This is a genomic window from Candidatus Dormiibacterota bacterium, assembly GCA_035532835.1.
In the GTDB taxonomy this organism is placed as follows: domain Bacteria; phylum Vulcanimicrobiota; class Vulcanimicrobiia; order Vulcanimicrobiales; family Vulcanimicrobiaceae; genus DAHUXY01.
Genome location: DATKQG010000052.1, coordinates 16,142 through 34,057 on the forward strand (window position 1 = coordinate 16,142; position 17,916 = coordinate 34,057).

Annotated in this window: 18 protein-coding genes and 2 tRNA genes; 1 reads left to right on the top strand and 19 read right to left on the bottom strand. The window is 63.8% G+C overall.

Annotated features, from left to right (window positions below; translation table 11 throughout):
* Positions 1-59: 59 nt before the first annotated feature.
* The 8 genes from VMW12_06585 to carA all read right to left on the bottom strand — a co-directional run bounded on the left by VMW12_06585 (position 60) and on the right by carA (position 6,675).
* Positions 60-647, bottom strand: a complete 588-nt coding sequence (locus tag VMW12_06585; protein HUZ49397.1) for a hypothetical protein — start codon at positions 645-647, stop codon at positions 60-62.
* A 70-nt stretch (positions 648-717) separates the two neighbouring features.
* Positions 718-1,359 carry a pyridoxamine 5'-phosphate oxidase gene (gene pdxH, locus VMW12_06590; GenBank protein HUZ49398.1) on the bottom strand — a complete coding sequence of 214 codons (642 nt, stop codon included), beginning with the start codon at positions 1,357-1,359 and terminating at the stop codon, positions 718-720.
* Positions 1,356-2,276, bottom strand: coding sequence for a VWA domain-containing protein (locus VMW12_06595; GenBank protein HUZ49399.1), 921 nt, complete (start codon positions 2,274-2,276; stop codon positions 1,356-1,358). Before VMW12_06595 ends, pdxH begins: the two co-directional genes overlap by 4 nt.
* The gene (locus tag VMW12_06600) at positions 2,273-3,106 is read right to left on the bottom strand and encodes a DUF58 domain-containing protein (protein ID HUZ49400.1); all 834 of its coding nucleotides are present in this window, start codon (positions 3,104-3,106) and stop codon (positions 2,273-2,275) included. The genes VMW12_06595 and VMW12_06600 overlap by 4 nt, the downstream gene beginning before the upstream one ends.
* Positions 3,103-3,759: an FMN-binding negative transcriptional regulator gene (locus tag VMW12_06605; GenBank protein ID HUZ49401.1), complete on the bottom strand. Its 657-nt coding sequence runs from the start codon at positions 3,757-3,759 to the stop codon at positions 3,103-3,105. The genes VMW12_06600 and VMW12_06605 overlap by 4 nt, the downstream gene beginning before the upstream one ends.
* Positions 3,760-3,761: 2 nt before the next feature.
* The gene (locus VMW12_06610; GenBank protein HUZ49402.1) at positions 3,762-4,691 is read right to left on the bottom strand and encodes a MoxR family ATPase; all 930 of its coding nucleotides are present in this window, start codon (positions 4,689-4,691) and stop codon (positions 3,762-3,764) included.
* Positions 4,688-5,572, bottom strand: coding sequence for a hypothetical protein (locus VMW12_06615; GenBank protein ID HUZ49403.1), 885 nt, complete (start codon positions 5,570-5,572; stop codon positions 4,688-4,690). Before VMW12_06615 ends, VMW12_06610 begins: the two co-directional genes overlap by 4 nt.
* Positions 5,569-6,675: a glutamine-hydrolyzing carbamoyl-phosphate synthase small subunit gene (gene carA, locus VMW12_06620; GenBank protein ID HUZ49404.1), complete on the bottom strand. Its 1,107-nt coding sequence runs from the start codon at positions 6,673-6,675 to the stop codon at positions 5,569-5,571. The genes VMW12_06615 and carA overlap by 4 nt, the downstream gene beginning before the upstream one ends.
* A gap of 61 nt (positions 6,676-6,736) precedes the next feature.
* Here carA and VMW12_06625 point away from each other — a divergent pair, with 61 nt between their 5' ends.
* Entirely contained in the window at positions 6,737-7,369 is a 633-nt protein-coding gene (locus VMW12_06625) for a MarC family protein (protein HUZ49405.1), read from the top strand.
* A gap of 9 nt (positions 7,370-7,378) precedes the next feature.
* On the opposite strand, the gene VMW12_06630 is transcribed toward VMW12_06625, so the two are convergent.
* The 11 genes from VMW12_06630 to VMW12_06680 form a co-directional block, all read right to left on the bottom strand.
* Positions 7,379-8,647, bottom strand: coding sequence for a dihydroorotase (locus tag VMW12_06630; protein ID HUZ49406.1), 1,269 nt, complete (start codon positions 8,645-8,647; stop codon positions 7,379-7,381).
* 7 nt (positions 8,648-8,654) lie between these two features.
* Positions 8,655-9,554 carry an aspartate carbamoyltransferase catalytic subunit gene (locus tag VMW12_06635; GenBank protein HUZ49407.1) on the bottom strand — a complete coding sequence of 300 codons (900 nt, stop codon included), beginning with the start codon at positions 9,552-9,554 and terminating at the stop codon, positions 8,655-8,657.
* Complete coding sequence (pyrR, locus tag VMW12_06640) at positions 9,544-10,086, bottom strand: bifunctional pyr operon transcriptional regulator/uracil phosphoribosyltransferase PyrR (GenBank protein HUZ49408.1); 543 nt, start codon at positions 10,084-10,086, stop codon at positions 9,544-9,546. Before pyrR ends, VMW12_06635 begins: the two co-directional genes overlap by 11 nt.
* Entirely contained in the window at positions 10,083-12,707 is a 2,625-nt protein-coding gene (locus VMW12_06645) for a valine--tRNA ligase (GenBank protein ID HUZ49409.1), read from the bottom strand. Before VMW12_06645 ends, pyrR begins: the two co-directional genes overlap by 4 nt.
* Positions 12,708-12,749: 42 nt before the next feature.
* The gene (locus VMW12_06650; protein HUZ49410.1) at positions 12,750-13,331 is read right to left on the bottom strand and encodes a hypothetical protein; all 582 of its coding nucleotides are present in this window, start codon (positions 13,329-13,331) and stop codon (positions 12,750-12,752) included.
* A gap of 37 nt (positions 13,332-13,368) precedes the next feature.
* On the bottom strand, positions 13,369-14,625 hold the full coding sequence (clpX, locus tag VMW12_06655; protein HUZ49411.1) for an ATP-dependent Clp protease ATP-binding subunit ClpX: 1,257 nt from the start codon (positions 14,623-14,625) through the stop codon (positions 13,369-13,371).
* A gap of 24 nt (positions 14,626-14,649) precedes the next feature.
* Positions 14,650-15,261 carry an ATP-dependent Clp protease proteolytic subunit gene (locus tag VMW12_06660; protein HUZ49412.1) on the bottom strand — a complete coding sequence of 204 codons (612 nt, stop codon included), beginning with the start codon at positions 15,259-15,261 and terminating at the stop codon, positions 14,650-14,652.
* Between the two features lie 61 nt (positions 15,262-15,322).
* Positions 15,323-16,615, bottom strand: a complete 1,293-nt coding sequence (gene tig / locus VMW12_06665; protein HUZ49413.1) for a trigger factor — start codon at positions 16,613-16,615, stop codon at positions 15,323-15,325.
* A 96-nt stretch (positions 16,616-16,711) separates the two neighbouring features.
* Positions 16,712-16,786: transfer RNA gene (locus tag VMW12_06670), tRNA-Gly, on the bottom strand.
* Between the two features lie 37 nt (positions 16,787-16,823).
* Positions 16,824-16,908: transfer RNA gene (locus tag VMW12_06675), tRNA-Leu, on the bottom strand.
* Between the two features lie 60 nt (positions 16,909-16,968).
* Complete coding sequence (locus VMW12_06680; GenBank protein ID HUZ49414.1) at positions 16,969-17,910, bottom strand: hypothetical protein; 942 nt, start codon at positions 17,908-17,910, stop codon at positions 16,969-16,971.
* Positions 17,911-17,916 lie beyond the last annotated feature (6 nt).

A 17,916-nucleotide genomic window follows, 5' to 3' on the forward strand; every position in this document is an offset into this window, starting at 1 on the left:
GCGGCCGGAGTCCTGGACGAGAAACGTCGCAGAACCGCCGCGTTCGGCCATTCCGCTAATCAGCGTTGCCGGCGCCCGGCTTCGCTCCCGGGAATCTGCCCCGCATAATCGACCGAAGCGTCCAGCTCGCCGGTGCGCGCATCGCGCAGACGCTCGCTCCCGAACGCCGATCGGATCTCGGCTTTGTCGTGGTGGGCTTTGGGCTTGATGGCGATAAGGATGCCGCCGTCGCGCAGACCCTTCTCGTACTCTCTGGCGCGGTGCTCGCCAACTCCGAGGCCGACCAGTCCGCCGATGACGCCGCCGGCTGCCCCGCCGGCTCCAAGGCCGACCAGCGCTGCGGCAAGCGGTCCGGCAACCAGCGGGGTTGCAAGCCCACCCGTCCCGACGATCGCGGCGATGCTTCCGGTTGCAGTCATCCCGGCGACGATGGCGCCGAGCACGCCGCCGACGGCCGCGCCGGTCGCGGCGCCTTCGCTGCCCTTGCTGTTGGTTAGCGCGGCGAACGCGCGCTCGCGGGTTTTGTCGTCGATCATGACACTGATGTCTTCTCGCGCGTAACCGAGTGCGTGCAAGCGTTCCACTGCGGATTCCGCAGCGAGCGGATCGTGGTACAACTCGGTCTCAAAACTACTCTCGAACGTCATTATCAGGTGTTCCTTTCGTGCCACAACCGTTCCCGAACCGACATCCGTATCAAACACGCTTGCACGCTCGTCACGGTTGGAGGCGGTGCAGGCTCCAAGCGCGCCCGTCGCGCCGATACTGCAGGCGATCGTGCATGCGATTGCGACGACCCTGCCAAAACTCGAGCGCATCGGGAACGATCAGGTATCCGCCCCAGGAATGCGGACGCGGTACCTCTTCGCCTTCGAAACGCGCGTCAAAATGCGCCATGCGCTCCTCCAGCGTCTCGCGGCGGTCGATGGTCTCGCTCTGTTCGGAGGCCCACGCCGAGAGGCGGTGACCGCGCGGACGGGTTGCGAAGTAGGCATCGGATTCGTCCTCGGGAAGCGCGGCGATCGCACCTTCTACCCGCACTTGCCGTTCGAGCTGCGCCCAGAAGAACGTCGCGGCCGCATAGGGGTTCGCATCGATCTCGCGCGCCTTGCGACTCAGATATGAGGTGTAGAAAACGAGCCCCCGTTCGTCGAGCCCGCGCAGGAGCACCATGCGGTTCGACGGACGTCCGGTCGCCGCAACGGTAGCGACGCACATCGCGTTCGGTTCGTCGAGACCGGCTTTCGCGTATGCTTCATCGAGCCAGCGTTGCAATTGGACGATCGGATCGGACGCGAGCGTCTCTTCGAGGAGCGCCTCGCGCTCGTACGTGTGGCGACTGGATTCGATATCCGTCATGGGAGCCTCCCGAGACCGATGAATGCAAGCAGAACCAGAACGATCGTGGCTCCTCCAAGAAGTGCAACCGGGATCGCTACGTCGAGCGGCTTGTTCTCCAACGACACGACTCGCCCGAGCCGTGCCAACACGCGTTCGAGCTGCGCGGCTCCCTCGGCCCGAGCGTACGCACCGCCGCTTTCGTTCGCATACGCGCGCAACGCGCCTTCGTCGATGGTGGCGGGCTGCATGGTGCCGGGGATCAGGCTCCCGCTGTTGGTTCCGATGCCCACCGTGTACACGGGAATGTGGTGCGCGCCGAGCCATTGCGCCATCGCGGCCGGATCGGTGCCGGTGTTATTGACGCCGTCGGTGATCAGGACGATCGCTCGGTGGCCGGCGGCGGGCATCGCTTGCGCGGCCAAGCGCAGCGCGTCGCCGATCGCGGTCGCCCCGTTGGGTTCGGGGACATCCGCGAGAGCGCGAATTGCTTGCGTATGGTCGGTCGTTAACGGTTGCACGATGCTCGCGGCGGTAGAGAACGCGATGACGCCGACATGTGTGCCCGCCGCGGCTTGCTGGATGAAGGCGCGCGCGGCGGCCTTGGCGGCCTGAGCCCGATTGGGGATCACGTCGGTCGATTGCATGGATCCGGACGTATCGATGCAGATGAATGCGTATCCGTCGTGCACGGGGACGGGTAAAACCACGCGTGGTCCCGCGGCGGCAATCGCCAACAACAGCAAGCCTGCGATCGTGGCCGCACGCATCGCCCGGGGAATCCATGCCCGTGGTTGTAACGCCACGGTGAGAAACTCGATATTGCTATAGGCGAGCGCGTTCGCATGCTCGCGTCGCTGCGCGCGCTGCAACAACCACAGCACCGCCGCAGCCAGGAGCAGCGCGGGAAGCAGACGCCACGGATGATCGAAGCTCATCCCACACGCTCCCGGCGGAGGTGAGGAATGCCGAACGCGCCGGCGAGCGCCGCGGCGCCGTCCGATTCGTGCAAGATGCCCACGCGCCAGCGCGCTTCGTCGAGGCTGCGAACGATGCGCGCCTCGCGCTCTTGCACTGCGCGGACGTAGCGCACTCGCTCGCGTGCGCCCACAAAGACGGCTAGACTCCCGCCTTCGGTCCCGCGAAACGTCGTGAACCCTCGCGGCGGGAAGTCGTCGTACCACGGATCGCGCGCGACCAGCGCCGTGCAATCGAAGCGGCGCCCGAGTTCGGCCAGAAGACGCGCGACCTCCGGACGTTCGGCATCGTGCCAATCGGAGATCGCGAGCAAGGCGCTTCCGCGCGGGAGCGCCGCGTGCGCCGTTTCGAGGCAGGAGCGCAGATCGAAGGCGACATCGAGCGGGGCTTTCGCGATGCGCGCGGCTTGCCGCCCGCGCAGTCCCTGCCTCGGCACGACCACATCGGGGCCGACGCGCATCACACGGTCGTCGGAAAGCGCGCTCTCCAGCCACAGCTCGAGGGCGTCCTCCGCTGCGTCGATCAGACGGCGCTGCCGCCCGACCTGCATCGAACCGGAGTCGTCGACGATCGCTGCAAGCGTGAGCGCGACGTCTTCGAGAATGACGCGGGTCTGCAATGCGCCGGCTCGCGCGGTCGCCGCCCAATCGATGCGCCGAACGTCGTCGCCGGGAACGTACGAGCGTAGCTCGACGAACTCGTACCCATCGCCACGATAGGTGGTGGGCGACCCGGAACCCCAGGCACGGGGCCTGCGCCGGCCGCGCAACAGCGCCTCGCGCAGCGTCATGGGCGAGGCTCGCGGGGCGGCTCGGACGAGGCAATCAGATCGGCCATGCAATGCGACTGCGGGTTTCCGAGGGCATGCAATCCCGCGACGACGCCTGCGATATCGTCGTGCGAACGATTTTGACTCAGTTTGAAGCTTCCGACGATCTGCGAAACCTGTAGCTCCACGCCGACGATCGCCCGTAGTTGTGAGGAGAGGAAATCCTGTGCGAGCGTCCGAGGCGACCACACGCCGCCGATGCGCGCTTCTTCTTGCGCAGTCAACGCGCTCACGAACGCGAGCAACGTCGGTTCGTCGTGCACGAATCGTACGCTGCCCCGCGCCTCGACCGCGATGTAATCGAACGTCGGGACGACTCGGCCATGTTCGCGCGCCGAGGCGTACCACGCCGGGCTGATGTACGCTCGTGCCGCGACGAAAAGCGCGACCGCCTGCGCACCGGGATGTGGGTTCTGCTGCCATTGCGGATTGGCACGCGCCAGGTGTCCGATCAGCGTCGTTGCGCCGTCTCGTTCGCTTCGGAGAAGCGGTAGCTGGGAGGTTGCGATCGTCCCCAGTTCGTCGGTCGTCACGAACGTCGAGAGCGGATGCTCGGCAATAAAGCGATAGAGCATCGCCGGATCGTCCACTTGAAAGGCCTTCGGGCGATACATGATTACGGTACCGGAACCGCTGCGATCAGATCGTCGATGACGCGATCGGCGCTGATGTTAGCCGTCGTCAAGCGATAATTGAATCCGATGCGATGGCGTAATGCGAGCTTTGCGACGGCGCGAACGTCATCGGGGACCGCATAGTCGCGACCGTCCAGCATGGCTTTGGCACGAGCGAGGTTGGCGATGGCGAGGGTGGCGCGCGGGCTGGCGCCATAATCGATCGCATCGTGTTGGGTTTCGCGCGTCGCCAGAACGATATCGACGATGTACCGTTTAAGCGGCTCTTCTAAATGCACGCGATGGGATTGCGCGCGCCACCCTTGGACGTCGGCCAGCGTAGCGACCGAGTGGAGCGGCTGCGTATCGGCAACGGCGAAGCGATCCAAGATCGCGAGTTCTTCGCTACGCGAGGGATATCCGACGTCGATCTTGGCGAGAAAACGGTCCATCTGCGCCACCGGCAAAGCATACGTTCCTTCGGCGTCGAGCGGATTCATCGTTGCCATGACGATGAACGGGTCGGGAAGTGCGTGGGTCTGCAGACCGATCGTAACCTGGCGTTCTTGCATCGCCTCCAACAGCGCGGATTGCACCTTGGCGGGAGCGCGATTGATTTCGTCGGCGAGGACGACGTTGGCGAAGATCGGCCCGAGAACCGTTGAGAACGTCGCGTCGCGCTGGTCGAAGATCCGCGTTCCGATAATATCGCTGGGCAGCAGATCGGGCGTAAATTGGATGCGTTTGAACGCGCCGTCCAGAGCGGCCGCCAAGCTCCGGCAGGCGAGGGTTTTGGCTAATCCGGGCGGGCCTTCGAGCAGCACGTGCCCGTTCGCGATTAGCGCGAGCAACAGCGCTTCGACCGCATCGTGTTGCCCGACGATGGTCTGCGAGAGCGCGCGTGCGAGGTCGGAGGGCTTCGGGTCGTTCATGTGATTGCGTGCTCCAGAGAATCCACGGCTGCGGCGATCGCCGCCTGCAGATCGGCATCGTACGTGAATGCGGCGCGCTCGAGATTGCGTAAAACCAGCGCCATCGCGGGGTCGTCGCAGGCGGCTCGCGCGAGCACGTCCGCGAGGGTTTCATCATCGGTCGCGCCGACGGTGGCTCGCACGTGCGTCCGCGCGAGCAGGGCGTTGGCGCGCGTCGGTTCGGCGCGCAGCACCACGAGCGCGTCGCGCAGGTCGTCGCGCGGATCGCGCGGTGGTTCCAATCGGTGCACGGCCGGCTGCGCTGCGACCGGTGCGGGCACGTTCCTGCGCCGAAATAGCAGCACGACGATCGCAGCGGCGCAGAGAAGGCCCGCCAGCACCACCGCTACGCGCAGGACGAACACGACTCCGGCGAGGATCGCCGCGGCGCCGCTCCGTAGCGGTGCGAGCGCTCCGCCGCGAACCGTGAGCGTGAGCCGGTTTGAAAAGTAGCGCTTCGCTTTGCCGTCGCGCGCGTCGATGGCGTCCAGGGTGGCGGGATCGATTGCGATCGATCCCGTGTGGTGGGCGACCACGGTAATGGTTTCGCGGTAGAGCGTTCCGGATGCATCGCTCGAGAGATGGCGTTCGTCACCCAACAACTCCAGCGACGTAAGGACCGGCAGATCGAGCGTATCGAGTTCGGCGATCCGTTCGCGGACGCGGACGACGATCAGGAGATGGAACGGCACTTCAAGCGTGGGCGTTGCGGTATCCGATGCCAGTGTGAACTGGGTGATCGTCAGTCGTTGCAGCGACTGGGCTCGGGCCGCCGGCCCCACGCATGCGATGACCAGCGCGGCAATCGCCGCCGCGATCCACGCCCGCGAGCGAGGCGTCATGGAGCCGGGGTGAGCGTTGCGACGGGAATCCCCGCGCTCGCAAACCACTGCGCGAACAGGTGGCGCGCATCCGAGGGTCCGGGCGAGGCCTCCGGGTGAAACTGCACCGCGGCGATCGGGAGCGCGCGGTGGCAAAAACCTTCGTTCGTGCCGTCGTTGAGGTTCGTCATCGTTGCCACGAGATCGCCTCCTAGCGTGGCCGCATCGACGGCGTACCCGTGATTGTGCGCCGTGACGAGCACTTCATTGCGGATCAGGTCTTTGACCGGTTGGTTTCCTCCACGATGACCGTACGGAAGCTTGAACGTTGCAGCGCCCAGCGCGAGCGCGAGCAATTGATGGCCCAGACAGACGCCGAAGAGCGGCACGCGGCCGACGAGTGCGCGCAGCGTAGCGATGGTCTGCGGCAGATCGGTCGGGTCGCCGGGGCCGGGCGAAATAAAGATCGCTGCCGGATCGTTCGCGAGAAGCATTTCGGGCGATGCATCGTAGGGCTGCACCGTCACCTGCGCGCCTAGCGCCGTGAGATCGCGCAGGATGGCCCGTTTCACCCCGCAGTCGACAAGGGTGATACGCGGCCCGCCCGGAGCCCCTTCGAGGTACGGGGTGGGCGTTGCGACGCCGGCGACCAGGCCGTCGGTCGTCGCCGTGCGCACGAAATCCGTCAGCGTGCGCTCGGCTCGTTCCAAGGCCTGCTCGCCGACCGCTAGGGCCGCCCAAATCGTGCCGTGCTCGCGCAGTGCGATCGTGATCGCGCGCGTGTCCGCGCCGACCAGAGTCGGGATCCGCTGCTCGTCGAGCCACTCCGGCAGCGTTTGCTTGGAAAGGTGGTGCGAGGGATGGTAGGAGATCTGCTTGATGACCGCACCGGCTACGCACGCGCGCGAGTATTGCGCGGCGCTCCCCGAAATGCCGTAGTTCCCGATCAAGGGATACGTGAAGGTGAGGATCTGGCCGGCGTACGACGGATCGGTCATCGCCTCTTCGTAACCGGTCATGCCGGTATAGAAAACGGCTTCGCCCAGGGCGATGCCGTGATAGCCGAGTCCTTGCCCGTCGAAGCGGGAGCCGTCTGCAAGAAAGAGCGCTGCGGGGGTTGCCATCTCAAAGTACCGACGGTTAGCCGAAGGGACCGTCCGCCCCTGGAAATAACGGCGACCAACCATGGACTGGCATTTCGCAGCGACCGCGTTCGCTACTGCCCTGACGATCATCGATCCGATCGGCATGATTCCGCTTACCCTGACGACGACGGCGAATATCGCGCCCAGCCGTCGCGGGCGCATCGTCGATCAGGCGGTGCTGGTCGCCGCGGTGGTGATGTTGGCGATGGGGGTCGTGGGCCCCGCGGTGCTGGGTTATCTCGGCATCACGCTCCCGGCGTTTACGATCGCCGGCGGGATCCTCTTGTTTCTCATCGCGATCGATATGTTGTTCGCGCGCCCGACCGGCGCTCGGAGCACCGGCGAAGAGGAGCGCGCCGCGCAAGCCGGCGAGAACCCGGCGGTCTTTCCGCTCGCCATACCGATGATCTCCGGGCCGGGAACGATCGCGACCGTGATGCTGCTGGTCAATCTTTCGCACGCCGAGCCCGTGCGTTTGGTGATGGTCTTCCTCGCTTACGCGAGCGCGCTGGCGATTACGTGGCTCTGCATGCGCGGCGCGGCGCGCTTCATGCACCGGATCGGCACCACGGGCACGCACGTCGTCACGCGCGTGCTGGGTATCATTCTCGCAGCTCTCGCGGTGCAGTTCGTGATCAACGGGTTGGTGCAGACCCCGCTGCTACGTCACTAGCAGGTTGCGCTAAAGGGCGCGACGATCGTACACGAGTTCTCCGGCGACGATGGTGGCGAGCACCATCCGCGGAAGCGTGCAGCCGGCAAACGGCGTCGAGCGGCCTTTCGAAGCGAAGGTCGACGTATCGACGACCCAGTAGCGATCGGCGAAAATCGTGATGTCGGCGGCATCGCCCACCTGTATCGATCCGCCGGGAACGCCGAGGATGCGCGCCGGATTCGTGGAGAGGAGCGCCACGAATCGCAGTAACGAGAGGTCCGGCAGTGCGAGCGCATAGGCGCCAAGCGCAATCTCCAACCCCGTAAAACCGACGGATGCGTGGCTTAGGTCGCCGCTTTTTTCTGCGTCGGTATGTGGAGCGTGATCGGTGGCGAAGGCGTCGATTACGCCGTCCCTGACGGCATCGCGCAGCGCGCGGGCGTCCACGTCGTCGCGCAGCGGGGGATTGACCTTCGCTCCGGCTCCGCGCTCTCGCACCGCCTCGTCGGTGAACGTGAGATGATGCGGCGTCACCTCGCAGGTTGCGAGCCCACCGTGGGCTCTGGCGTGCTGCAAGTGTTCGATGGAGCCGTGCGTCGAGAGGTGAGCGATGTGCCACGGCTTGCCGGCCTCGATCCCGATGGCCAAATCGCGAGCGACGATGACGTCCTCGGCGAGCGCCGGGCTTCCGCGTACGCCCAGGGCGCGCGAGACGTGCCCCTCATGCATCACCGCATCGCCTTTGAGATGCTCGTCTTCGCAATGCGATATGAATACGCCCGGAATATCGGCGGCTGCGTGGGCCGCATCGCGTAGCACGCGCGCGTTCATGACCGTATTGCCGTCGTCCGAAAAAGCGACCGCACCGGCGCGAGCTAGGCTCGGGAAGTCGCACGGCTCTTCGCCTCGCCGGCCGAGCGTGATTGCCGCGATGGGATAGACGCGCGAGCGAGCGCGCCGGCGCAGTTCGCCGATGAGTTGTTCGATGGTCCGGTCGGTATCGAGCGCGGGGTTGGTATTCGGCATGCACGCGATTGCGGTGAATCCGCCGCGGATCGCCGCCGTCGTTCCGCTTTCGATCGTCTCTTTGTGCGGGAAGCCGGGTTCGCGCAGATGCACGTGCATATCGATGCAGCCCGGTGCGACGATCGCGCCGCTCGCGTCGAACGTCGCTTCGCCCTCGCGCGGTTGGAGATGCTCGCCGATTTCAACGACGATCCCGGCATCGATGCGAAGATCGCGAAGACCGTCGAACGGAACGGATGGATCGACCAGGCGCCCACCGCGAACGAGCATACGCAGCCTACCCCTGACCGTTTACGAGAAAATCCAAGACCGCCATCCGAACGTAAACGCCGTGCATCACCTGACGAGCGTAGCGCCAGCCCGCGAACTCGAGCACGCTGTCGTCGAGTTCCATTCCGCGGTTATAGGGGCCCGGATGCATCACGATGGTCTGCGGACGCAGGCGATTGAGCCGCGCGCGGTCGAGCCTGTAGGACGCGATGTACTCCTCATCCGTCAGCGGCATCGCTTCGAAACGTTCCCGCTGAATGCGCAGCAAGATCAACGCATGCGCGTGTTCCAGAACGGCATCGAGGTCGCGTTCGATCCGCGCCCCGGGTATCGCGTGGTCGAACGGAAGAAAGCACTCCGGGCCCACCAGAACGACGTCGGCTCCCAGCCCGATGAGTCCGAGCATGGTTGAGTGGGCGACGCGGCTATGCAGGACGTCGCCGACGATCGCGATCGTGAGACCGCGCAGCTCGTTGAATTCCTCGCGTAACGTGAAGATGTCCAGGAGCGCCTGCGTCGGGTGCGCGTGCGCGCCGTCGCCCGCATTGACGACGTGTCCGTCGAACGCCATCGCCAAGCGTTTGGGAAAACCCGCCTCGGGGTGACGCACCACCAAAACCTGGACCCCCATGGCGGCAAGGGTAATGACCGTGTCCTCGACGGTTTCGCCTTTGGTCGCGAGACTGAGGTCTTTAGGCGCGAGATTGACCACCTGCGCGCCCAGCCGAAGTTCGGCCAGATTGAACGACGTGTACGTGCGGGTGCTTTGCTCGAAGAACATATTGACGCACGCGATGCCGTCGAGCAGCTTGGGCGGAGCCTCGCGCTCGAATGCCGTCGTGCGGGTGAAGAGGTACTCGATCTCTTGCGCGCTCAGATCGTCCAGATCGATGAGGCTACGACGCATCCGCAAGGATAGCTACCTCGTCGCTTGATGATGGCTGCGCTGCGAGCGAGACTTCGACCCGCTCGCGCCGGCTGGTGGGAATGACGCGTCCGACGTAATCGCCCTGGACGGGAAGCTCGCGCAGGCCGCGATCGATCAGCACGCAGAGCCGAATCGCCTCGGGCCGCCCAAGATCGGTAACCGCGTCGAGCGCCGAACGAATGGTCCGACCCGTATAGAGCACGTCGTCGACGATAATCACGGTCCGGCCGCCTACGTCGACGGGGATCTGCGATTCGGGCATCTGATGCGTCACCCGATCGTCGCGGTACAGGTTGATGTTGAGGAAGCCGAGTTCCGGCGCCCGCCCGCTGATACGGGCGATCTCCGCGGCCAAGCGCTGGGCTAGAGCTTCGCCGCCACGACGCACGCCCAAGAGCACCAGCTTTCCCTGTGCGTCTTCGGGCTCCAGAATCTGATGCGCCAGGCGAGCGATAACGCGTTCGATTTCCTGAGCGCTCAGCAGCGTGCGGCTCTTGTGCGCGGTGTTCATTCGGCCTCTCCCATTGCCACGAGCGCCGCCTGGACGCGATGCAGTTCGCTGCGGTACCCATCGAGCTTTTCGCGTTCTTTCGCAACGACCTCCGGCGCCGCCTTGGCGGCGAATGCCTGGTTCGAGAGCTTCTTCTCCGAACGCTCCACCTCGGCGAGCAGCCGCGCGCGCTCCTTGATCGCGCGATCGCGCAGGAGCCCGGCGGGAGCGCGACCGTTGACCGCCGCCAGAGCCTCGTCGAGCGTTTCGCCGGCCGCGGGGACGCGCTCGATCGTACCGTGTGCGAGCAGCGCCAACATGGCCGCTACGTCATCGGGAACGTTGGCGGGCACCTCGAGCGGTAACACGTGCTTCGGCGCGAGCGTCATTTCCGAACGCAAGTTACGGATGCGCTCGACCGCGCGCTGCGTCGCTTCGAAGCGCGCGGCGGCTTCCCGGTCGACCGGAATCTCGTCGGGGTCGGGCCACGACGACGTGACGATCGTGCTGCCGTCGTGCGGCAGCGCGAGCCATATCTCTTCGGTGATAAAGGGTTCGAACGGGTGGAGTAGGCGCATGGCGTTATTGAGCACGCACGAGAGCACCGCCGCACGCGTCGCAGTCGCGGCCTTGGTGGCTTCGAGATACCAATCGCAGCATTCGTACCACACGAACCGCCAAACGGTTTCGGCGGCGTTGCCGAAGTCGTACCGGTCGAGCTGCTCGGTGGTTTGCACGATCGTATCGCGCAACCGCGTGAGAATCCACGCATCCGGGAGCGAGAGTTCGCTCGGCTTGGGCAGGACCCGCGCGCTCGGCAGACCCTCCGGAAGGGCGAGCGTGTAGCGCGCGGCATTCCATACCTTGTTGTTGAAGTTGCGCGCTTCTTCGCAGCGCGACTCGTTGAAGCGAATCTCCTGGCCTTCGATACGCATCTGGCGCAGCATGCCCATGCGAAACGCATCGGCGCCGTACGTTTTGACCAAGTCCATCGGATCGATCGCGTTGCCGAGCGATTTGGACATCTTGCGGCCCTGAGCGTCGAAAACGAGCGGTGCGACGAAGACTTCCGGAAAGGGAACCTCGTTAAACAGATGCAGACCGAGCATGACCATGCGCGAGACCCATAGGAAGATGATCTCCCAGCCGGTTATCAGGACCGACGACGGATACCAACATTCGAGTTCGCGCGTCTGCTCGGGCCAACCGAGAATCGAAAACGGCCAAAGCCCGCTACTGAACCACGTATCCAATGTGTCGGGATCGCGCTGCAGCGAACGGGTGCCGTAATCTCGTTGCGCGATCTCCAGCGCTTCTTCTTCCGTTTCGGCCACGACGATATCGCCGGACGCCGTGTACCAGACCGGCAGTTGATGCCCCCACCAGACTTGGCGCGACACGTTCCAGTCGCGGATGTTTTCGAGCCACTGCTCGTACGTCCGGCCGTAGCGTTCGGGGATAAAACGCAGCCGTCCGTCGCGATACGCGTCGAGCGCGGGCTTCGCGAGCGGCGCCATACGGACGAACCATTGCAACGAGAGCAGCGGCTCGATCACGTCGCCCGATCGTTCGCTCACCGATACGGCATGCCGATAGGCTTCTTCCGCAACCAGCAAGCCGCCCGTGCGCAGATCTTCGACGATGCGCTTGCGCGCTTCGTAACGATCCAGCCCTTGGTACGGGCCGACCGAAATCTGCGCTCCGGTGATTTTTGCATCGAAATCGATCACCGTCGGCATCGGCAGATCGTGGCGCAAGCCGATTTCGTAGTCGGTCGCATCGTGGGCCGGCGTCACTTTCACCGCACCCGTTCCAAAATCGCGTTCGACCGCCGCATCGGCGACGATCGGAATGGCGCGTTCCAACAGCGGCGGAACCAGCACGCTTTTCCCAACGAGCGCGGCATAGCGCTCGTCGTCCGGATGGACCGCGATCGCAACGTCGCCAAGCATCGTTTCGGGCCGCGTCGTGGCAATCTCGATGAATGCGTCGGATTCCCCGGCGAGCGGATACCGGATCCGCCAGAGATGCGCGTCGCGTTCGACGTGTTCCACCTCCGCGTCGGAGACCGTCGTCTTTCCCTTTGGATCCCAATTGATCAGCCGTTTTCCGCGGTAGATCAAGCCCTCGCGGTAGAGCTGAACGAAGACCTTGCGAACGGCGGCCGAGAGGCCGTCGTCCATCGTAAAACGCGAGCGAGCCCAGTCGGGGCCGAAGCCGAGCGCTCGAAATTGACCGTCGATGGTCCCGCCATATTCGCGCGCCCACGCCCAGGCGCGCTCGAGATAGGCTTCGCGCCCGAGCGACTCGCGCGACTCGCCCGTCTTGGCCAGTTCGCGAATGAGGACCGACTCGGTTGCGATTGCCGCGTGGTCCAAGCCGGGCAACCAATCGGCGTTCTCGCCGAGCATGCGGTGATACCGTACCAGGACGTCCATCGGCGTATACGTCGATCCGTGGCCCAGGTGCGCTCGCCCGGTGACGTTGGGCGGCGGCATGCAGATGATGAACGGCGGGCGCGCGGGGTCGGGCTCTTCGTGAAAAACGCCGCTGCGTTCCCAGTGGGCGTAGAGGCGCTGCTCGACGCTCGTGGGGTCGTAGGCCTTTGGTAGCCCGATGATGGAGTCTGTTGGTGCGGTCATGGAAGCGCTTCCATTTCCGCACCATTACGGATTGCCCCTCGGCTAGACGGAGACCGAGAGCGTAAGAGCGGGTGGCGGCGATACGAGTTGCTCGAGAATTTCGAGCAGTACGTCGCGCTTGGCAGAGGGTGTCGCGCGTTCGTAGCGCTCGTATGCCTCGCCCAGCAGCCGGCGTAATCCCTCGACGACGAGCTCTTTCGCCTGCGCAGAAGCCGGCGAAGCACTCGGCCCTACGGGCTGGAGATAGCCGTCGAGCCGCCCCCGTTCGAGCAGGCGCAGGACGGTTGCCTCGCACGACGGCTTACGGTATACGTTGCGTTTAGCGCGCACGCCCGGAAACGCGCGGCGCTCCCGCACGATAAATCCCAGATCCTCGAGAACGGTAAGGGCCTCAAAGACCATCGACGAGCTGTAAAGGCCGAGATCTTCTCGAATGTTGTCGATGGTCGGATGGCAACGGCCGTCGCGATCGGCGAGCATCGTAAGATACGTGTAGATGCAGGTCTGACGCGGGTTGAGAACGTGGAAGAGAAATCCACCCCACCACGCCGGAATCACGGCGAACGGGGTGCAGGTGGCGTCGCTTGCGCCGGTCCCGCAACTGCACGACTGCTCGGTTTCCATGTAGGGCCGGTTACCCGGGCGCGGGTTCCGTTAAACGCTAAGCGGGCTCTTTCTTTTGCTCTTGATAGATGAGCGTCGGCGCTTCTTTTTTATCGATGACGTCTTTATTGACGATGCATTTTTTGACGCCTTGCAGCGACGGCAGGTCGTACATGACTTCCAGCATCGTCTCTTCGAGAATCGAGCGCAATCCTCGCGCACCGGTCTTGCGCGTTTGGGCCTTGGTGGCGATCGCTACCAAAGCGTCCTTGGTGAATTGCAGATCGACGCCGTCCATGTTGAGGATTTTTTGGAACTGGCGAACCAGCGCGTTGCGAGGCTCCGTCAAGATGCGGCGCAGCGCCAGCTCATCGAGCGCGTCGAGCGTCACCACGATCGGAAGGCGCCCGATGAACTCCGGGATCAATCCGAACTTCAGCAGATCCTCCGGCATGAGGTGCTGCAACATTTTGCCCGTGTGCGCGTCCTTCTTCCCTTCGGGGGTCGCGCGGAAGCCCATGTTGTTGGCCGAAACGCGCGACTCGATGATCCGCTCGAGCCCGTCGAACGCTCCGCCGCAGATGAACAACACGTTGGTCGTATCGATCTGAATGAACTCTTGATGCGGGTGCTTGCGCCCGCCCTGTGGCGGAACGTTGGCCGTCGTTCCCTCGAGAATCTTTAGGAGCGCTTGTTGCACGCCTTCGCCGGAGACATCGCGCGTGATCGAGGGGTTCTCGCTCTTGCGCGCGATCTTGTCGATCTCGTCGATGTAGACGATGCCTTTTTCGGCCCGCTTCACGTCGTAATCGGCGGCTTGGATGAGCTTGAGCAAAATGTTCTCGACGTCTTCGCCGACGTAACCGGCCTCGGTTAACGACGTTGCGTCCGCCATCGCGAGCGGAACGTCGAGAATCTTCGCAAGCGTCTGCGCCAAATACGTTTTGCCCGAACCGGTCGGCCCGACCAGCAGGATGTTCGATTTCTGCAACTCGACGTCGTCGGCGGTCGTACCCGCGTTGATGCGCTTGTAGTGGTTGTATACCGCTACAGCCAGAGATTTCTTGGCGCGATCCTGCCCGATCACATACTGGTTGAGAATGTGATTGATTTCTTTAGGCTTAGGAATGTTGCGAAGACGGAGATTCTCGTCGACGTTTTTATAGAGCTCTTCTTCGATGATCTCGTTGCAGAGCTCGATACATTCATCGCAAATGTAGACGCCCGGGCCGGCGATCAGTTTGCGTACCTGCTCCTGAGATTTGCCGCAGAAGCTGCACTTGAGCTGGCCCTTCTCGTCTCCGAAACGAAACATCGGTTGGCGGGCGTCCTTCTCGGCTTAAGCCGGCGTCGACGACGAGGTGGTACGCTCTTCGATAATCGTATCGATAATCCCGTACTCAAGGGCCTCGGCGGCGGTCATATAGTAATCGCGATCGATGTCGTGGAGGATCTGCTCGAGCCCCTTACCGGTCGATTTTTCATAGATTTTCGCGATGATCTGGCGCGTTGCGATGAGATCGCGCGCCGCGATCTCCACGTCGGTCGCTTGGCCACCGATCTGCGAGACCCACGGCTGATGGATCAGGATTTTGCTATGCGGCAGAGAGAACCGCTTGCCGGGTGCCCCGCCGGTGAGCAGGATCGACCCCATGGACGCGGCCATGCCCATGCAGATCGTCGCCACGTCGGGCTTGATGAACCGCATCGCATCGAAAATCGCCAGGCCCGCGGTCACGCTGCCGCCGGGACTATTGACGTACATATCGATGTCTTTATCCGGGTCTTCTTTCTCGAGGAAGAGCAACTGCGCGATAACCAAATTCGCGAGCTGATCGTCGATTGCCCCGCCGACGAAGATGATCCGGTCTTTGAGCAATCGCGAATAAATGTCGTACGCACGCTCGCCGCGCGCGGACTGCTCGACCACCATCGGAACCAAATGACCCATGTTTCCTCTTCCCCAGAATCAGTATACTCGCCCTAACTACGACGGCGAGCCGAAAGTTGCCTTATGCCGGCTCGACGACCTTGGCGTGGTCGATCAGGAACTCAAGCGTCTTGTTTCTCACGATGCCGTCCATTAAGGAAAGAACGTTGTTGCCGAGGGCCGCCCGGATCTTTTCGACGGGCTGGCCGTACTGGCGCGCCAGCGACTCCAGTTCCAGCGCGATGTCGGCGGGCGTCGCCGCGATATTCTCGGCCTTCGCCACGGCTTCGATGAAGAGGGTGCCCTTGACGCGCGCTTGCGCGTCGGGGCGGTACTCTTCGCGCAACGCGTCTTCGGTTTTGCCGCTTTGCGTGAGGTACTCTTCGAAGGTGACGCCCGAGCGGGCGGCCGACCCGGAAGCATCGTTGATCATCTGATCGATCTCGCGTTCGACCAGAATCTCCGGAAGCTCGTAACTTTGCGTCTCGAGCAGTTTTTCCATCAGGGCATTCCCGATCGCCCGGCGCGTGCGAGAGGCGGAGATGGCCTCGAGGCGCTTGCGGACGTCGTCGCGCAGGGCATCAAGCGTCTGATTCTCGGAGATCGACTTGGCGAACTCGTCGTCGAGCGGCGGCAGCTCCAGCTCTTTCACGTCGTGAAGGACGATCGTGAATACTGCTTGCTTCCCTGCCAAGTCCGGCTGCCCGTACTGCTCGGGGAAGGTTGCTTCGACGTCTTTGGTCTCGCCGGCGCTCATGCCGGCGATGCCGGTTGCGAAGCCGGGAATGAAGCGCTCCTCGTCGAGCTCCGTCGTTTGCCCCTGGGCGGTCCCGCCTTCGAAGGCGACCCCGTCGATCTTGCCCTCGTAGTCCATGGTTACGACGTCGCCGAGCTTCGCTGGGCGCTCGACCGGCACCAGCGTGGCGCGGTCTTTCGCCAGGGTGAGGAGGCTGCGTTCCACGTCCTCATCGGTGACAGGCGGCGTAGCCTGCTCGACCTCGACGCCCTTATAGGTGCCTAAATCGATCGCGGGACGAACGTCCACGACCGCTTTGAGGCCGGTCGGGTTACCGTCGTCGTCCGAAATCAGCTCCATGCGCGGGCGATCGATCGGCTCGAGATCGTGTTCGCGCACGGCCTTCGCGTAGACCTCGGGTACGACGTCATCCATGGCCTGGCTCACGATACTCTGCGCACCGTAGGTCTGCTCGAACACCTTGCGCGGTACCTTGCCTTGGCGGAATCCCGGCAGGCGAACGTTTTTGGCAAGCTTACGAAATGCGCGCTCTTGGGCGGCCTCGAGTTCCTCCGACGTGATCGGAATCTCCAGCTCGACCTGAGTTGCGGCGAGGCGCGTAAGGGTTGACGAGGTCACGGGTATCTCCCATTTCCGGTGGCCCGTCGGGGCTCATCGAAACAACGAGAGGGGCGCCAGAGCGCGTTTGCGCCTGCGCCCCTGCTCGACAAACATTGGAGCGGAAGACGAGATTCGAACTCGCGACCCTCGCCTTGGCAAGGCGATGCTCTACCACTGAGCTACTTCCGCATGACGCCACATAGTGTACCAGCCGCTGGCAAGCGATTGGTGGGCAAGCAGAGACTCGAACTCTGACGGGTTGCCCCACTGGAACCTAAATCCAGCGCGTCTGCCAGTTCCGCCACTTGCCCGTGGCGACCACCATAAATAGAACGCGCCCGATGCTTTTCCTCCCGTGAGGATCGACTATTTTACGGTGTTGGAGGCTCGTTCATAACGAGGTCCGACGTAGGTGGCACCAACATCACCGGAGGCGGGAGCGATTGCCGGTGAAGGTCTTCGAATGCGACGCTGGCGTGCCGATAGAGCAGGCCGCGGTACGACATCGGCGCATCCGCGCTTTCGCTCGCGATGTACTGCGCGCCGCCGACCTGCGTGAACCGCACCGTCCAAGGCACGCCCGTCCCGGGACCGTTCACGAAATTCAGCGCCTCCCGAAGTTGCGCCGTGGCATAGGTTCGTTCGTCGACCCAGAGTTCGCGCAAACGATAGCTCTTCGCGTCGTGCAGGGGTGAGAGTGCGAGGTGATAGCACGGGCGTCCGCCGATGCTTTCGATCCCCAGGAGCGCGACCCGGTAATCGCGTTTGAACGCCGTTACCGACCCGATCTGGTGCAGCCCCGGCGGCAGGGTTTGCGCAGAGGCCGATTGCGTACGGGGATTGGGGTCGTGGAACTGCGCGCGCACCGCAGCGACGACCTGCGCGCTATCGCGGCCCGCCGCCGCCGCGGCCGGAACGAAGGGTGCCATGCCGAACGAAAACGTCGGCGCGAGCATCGGGACGCCCAAAAAGTCGACCGGCGGAAGCGGCTTGCTGGCTACCAACCCCAGGATCCCGAAGTTGAAACCCTTGACCTTGACCGGATGCGCGATTTCGTAATCGCTGACGGAATCGACCCAGACCGCATTGTCGGTGGCGTCATACTCCGACGCATAGCGCTCGGTCTTGGGCGAGGCCCCTTCGTCGACTCGGACGACAACGTTGTAGGCAAGATAAGACGGATAGATTTGGGCGCTCCAAAACGCGCGAGCCCGCGCAAAAATATCGTACGGACTTGGGGCCTGCGCGCCTGCCGCTACCGGCACGATGAATGCGAGTGCAGCTAACCAGAAGACGCTTCGTTTACCGGTCATTCCACC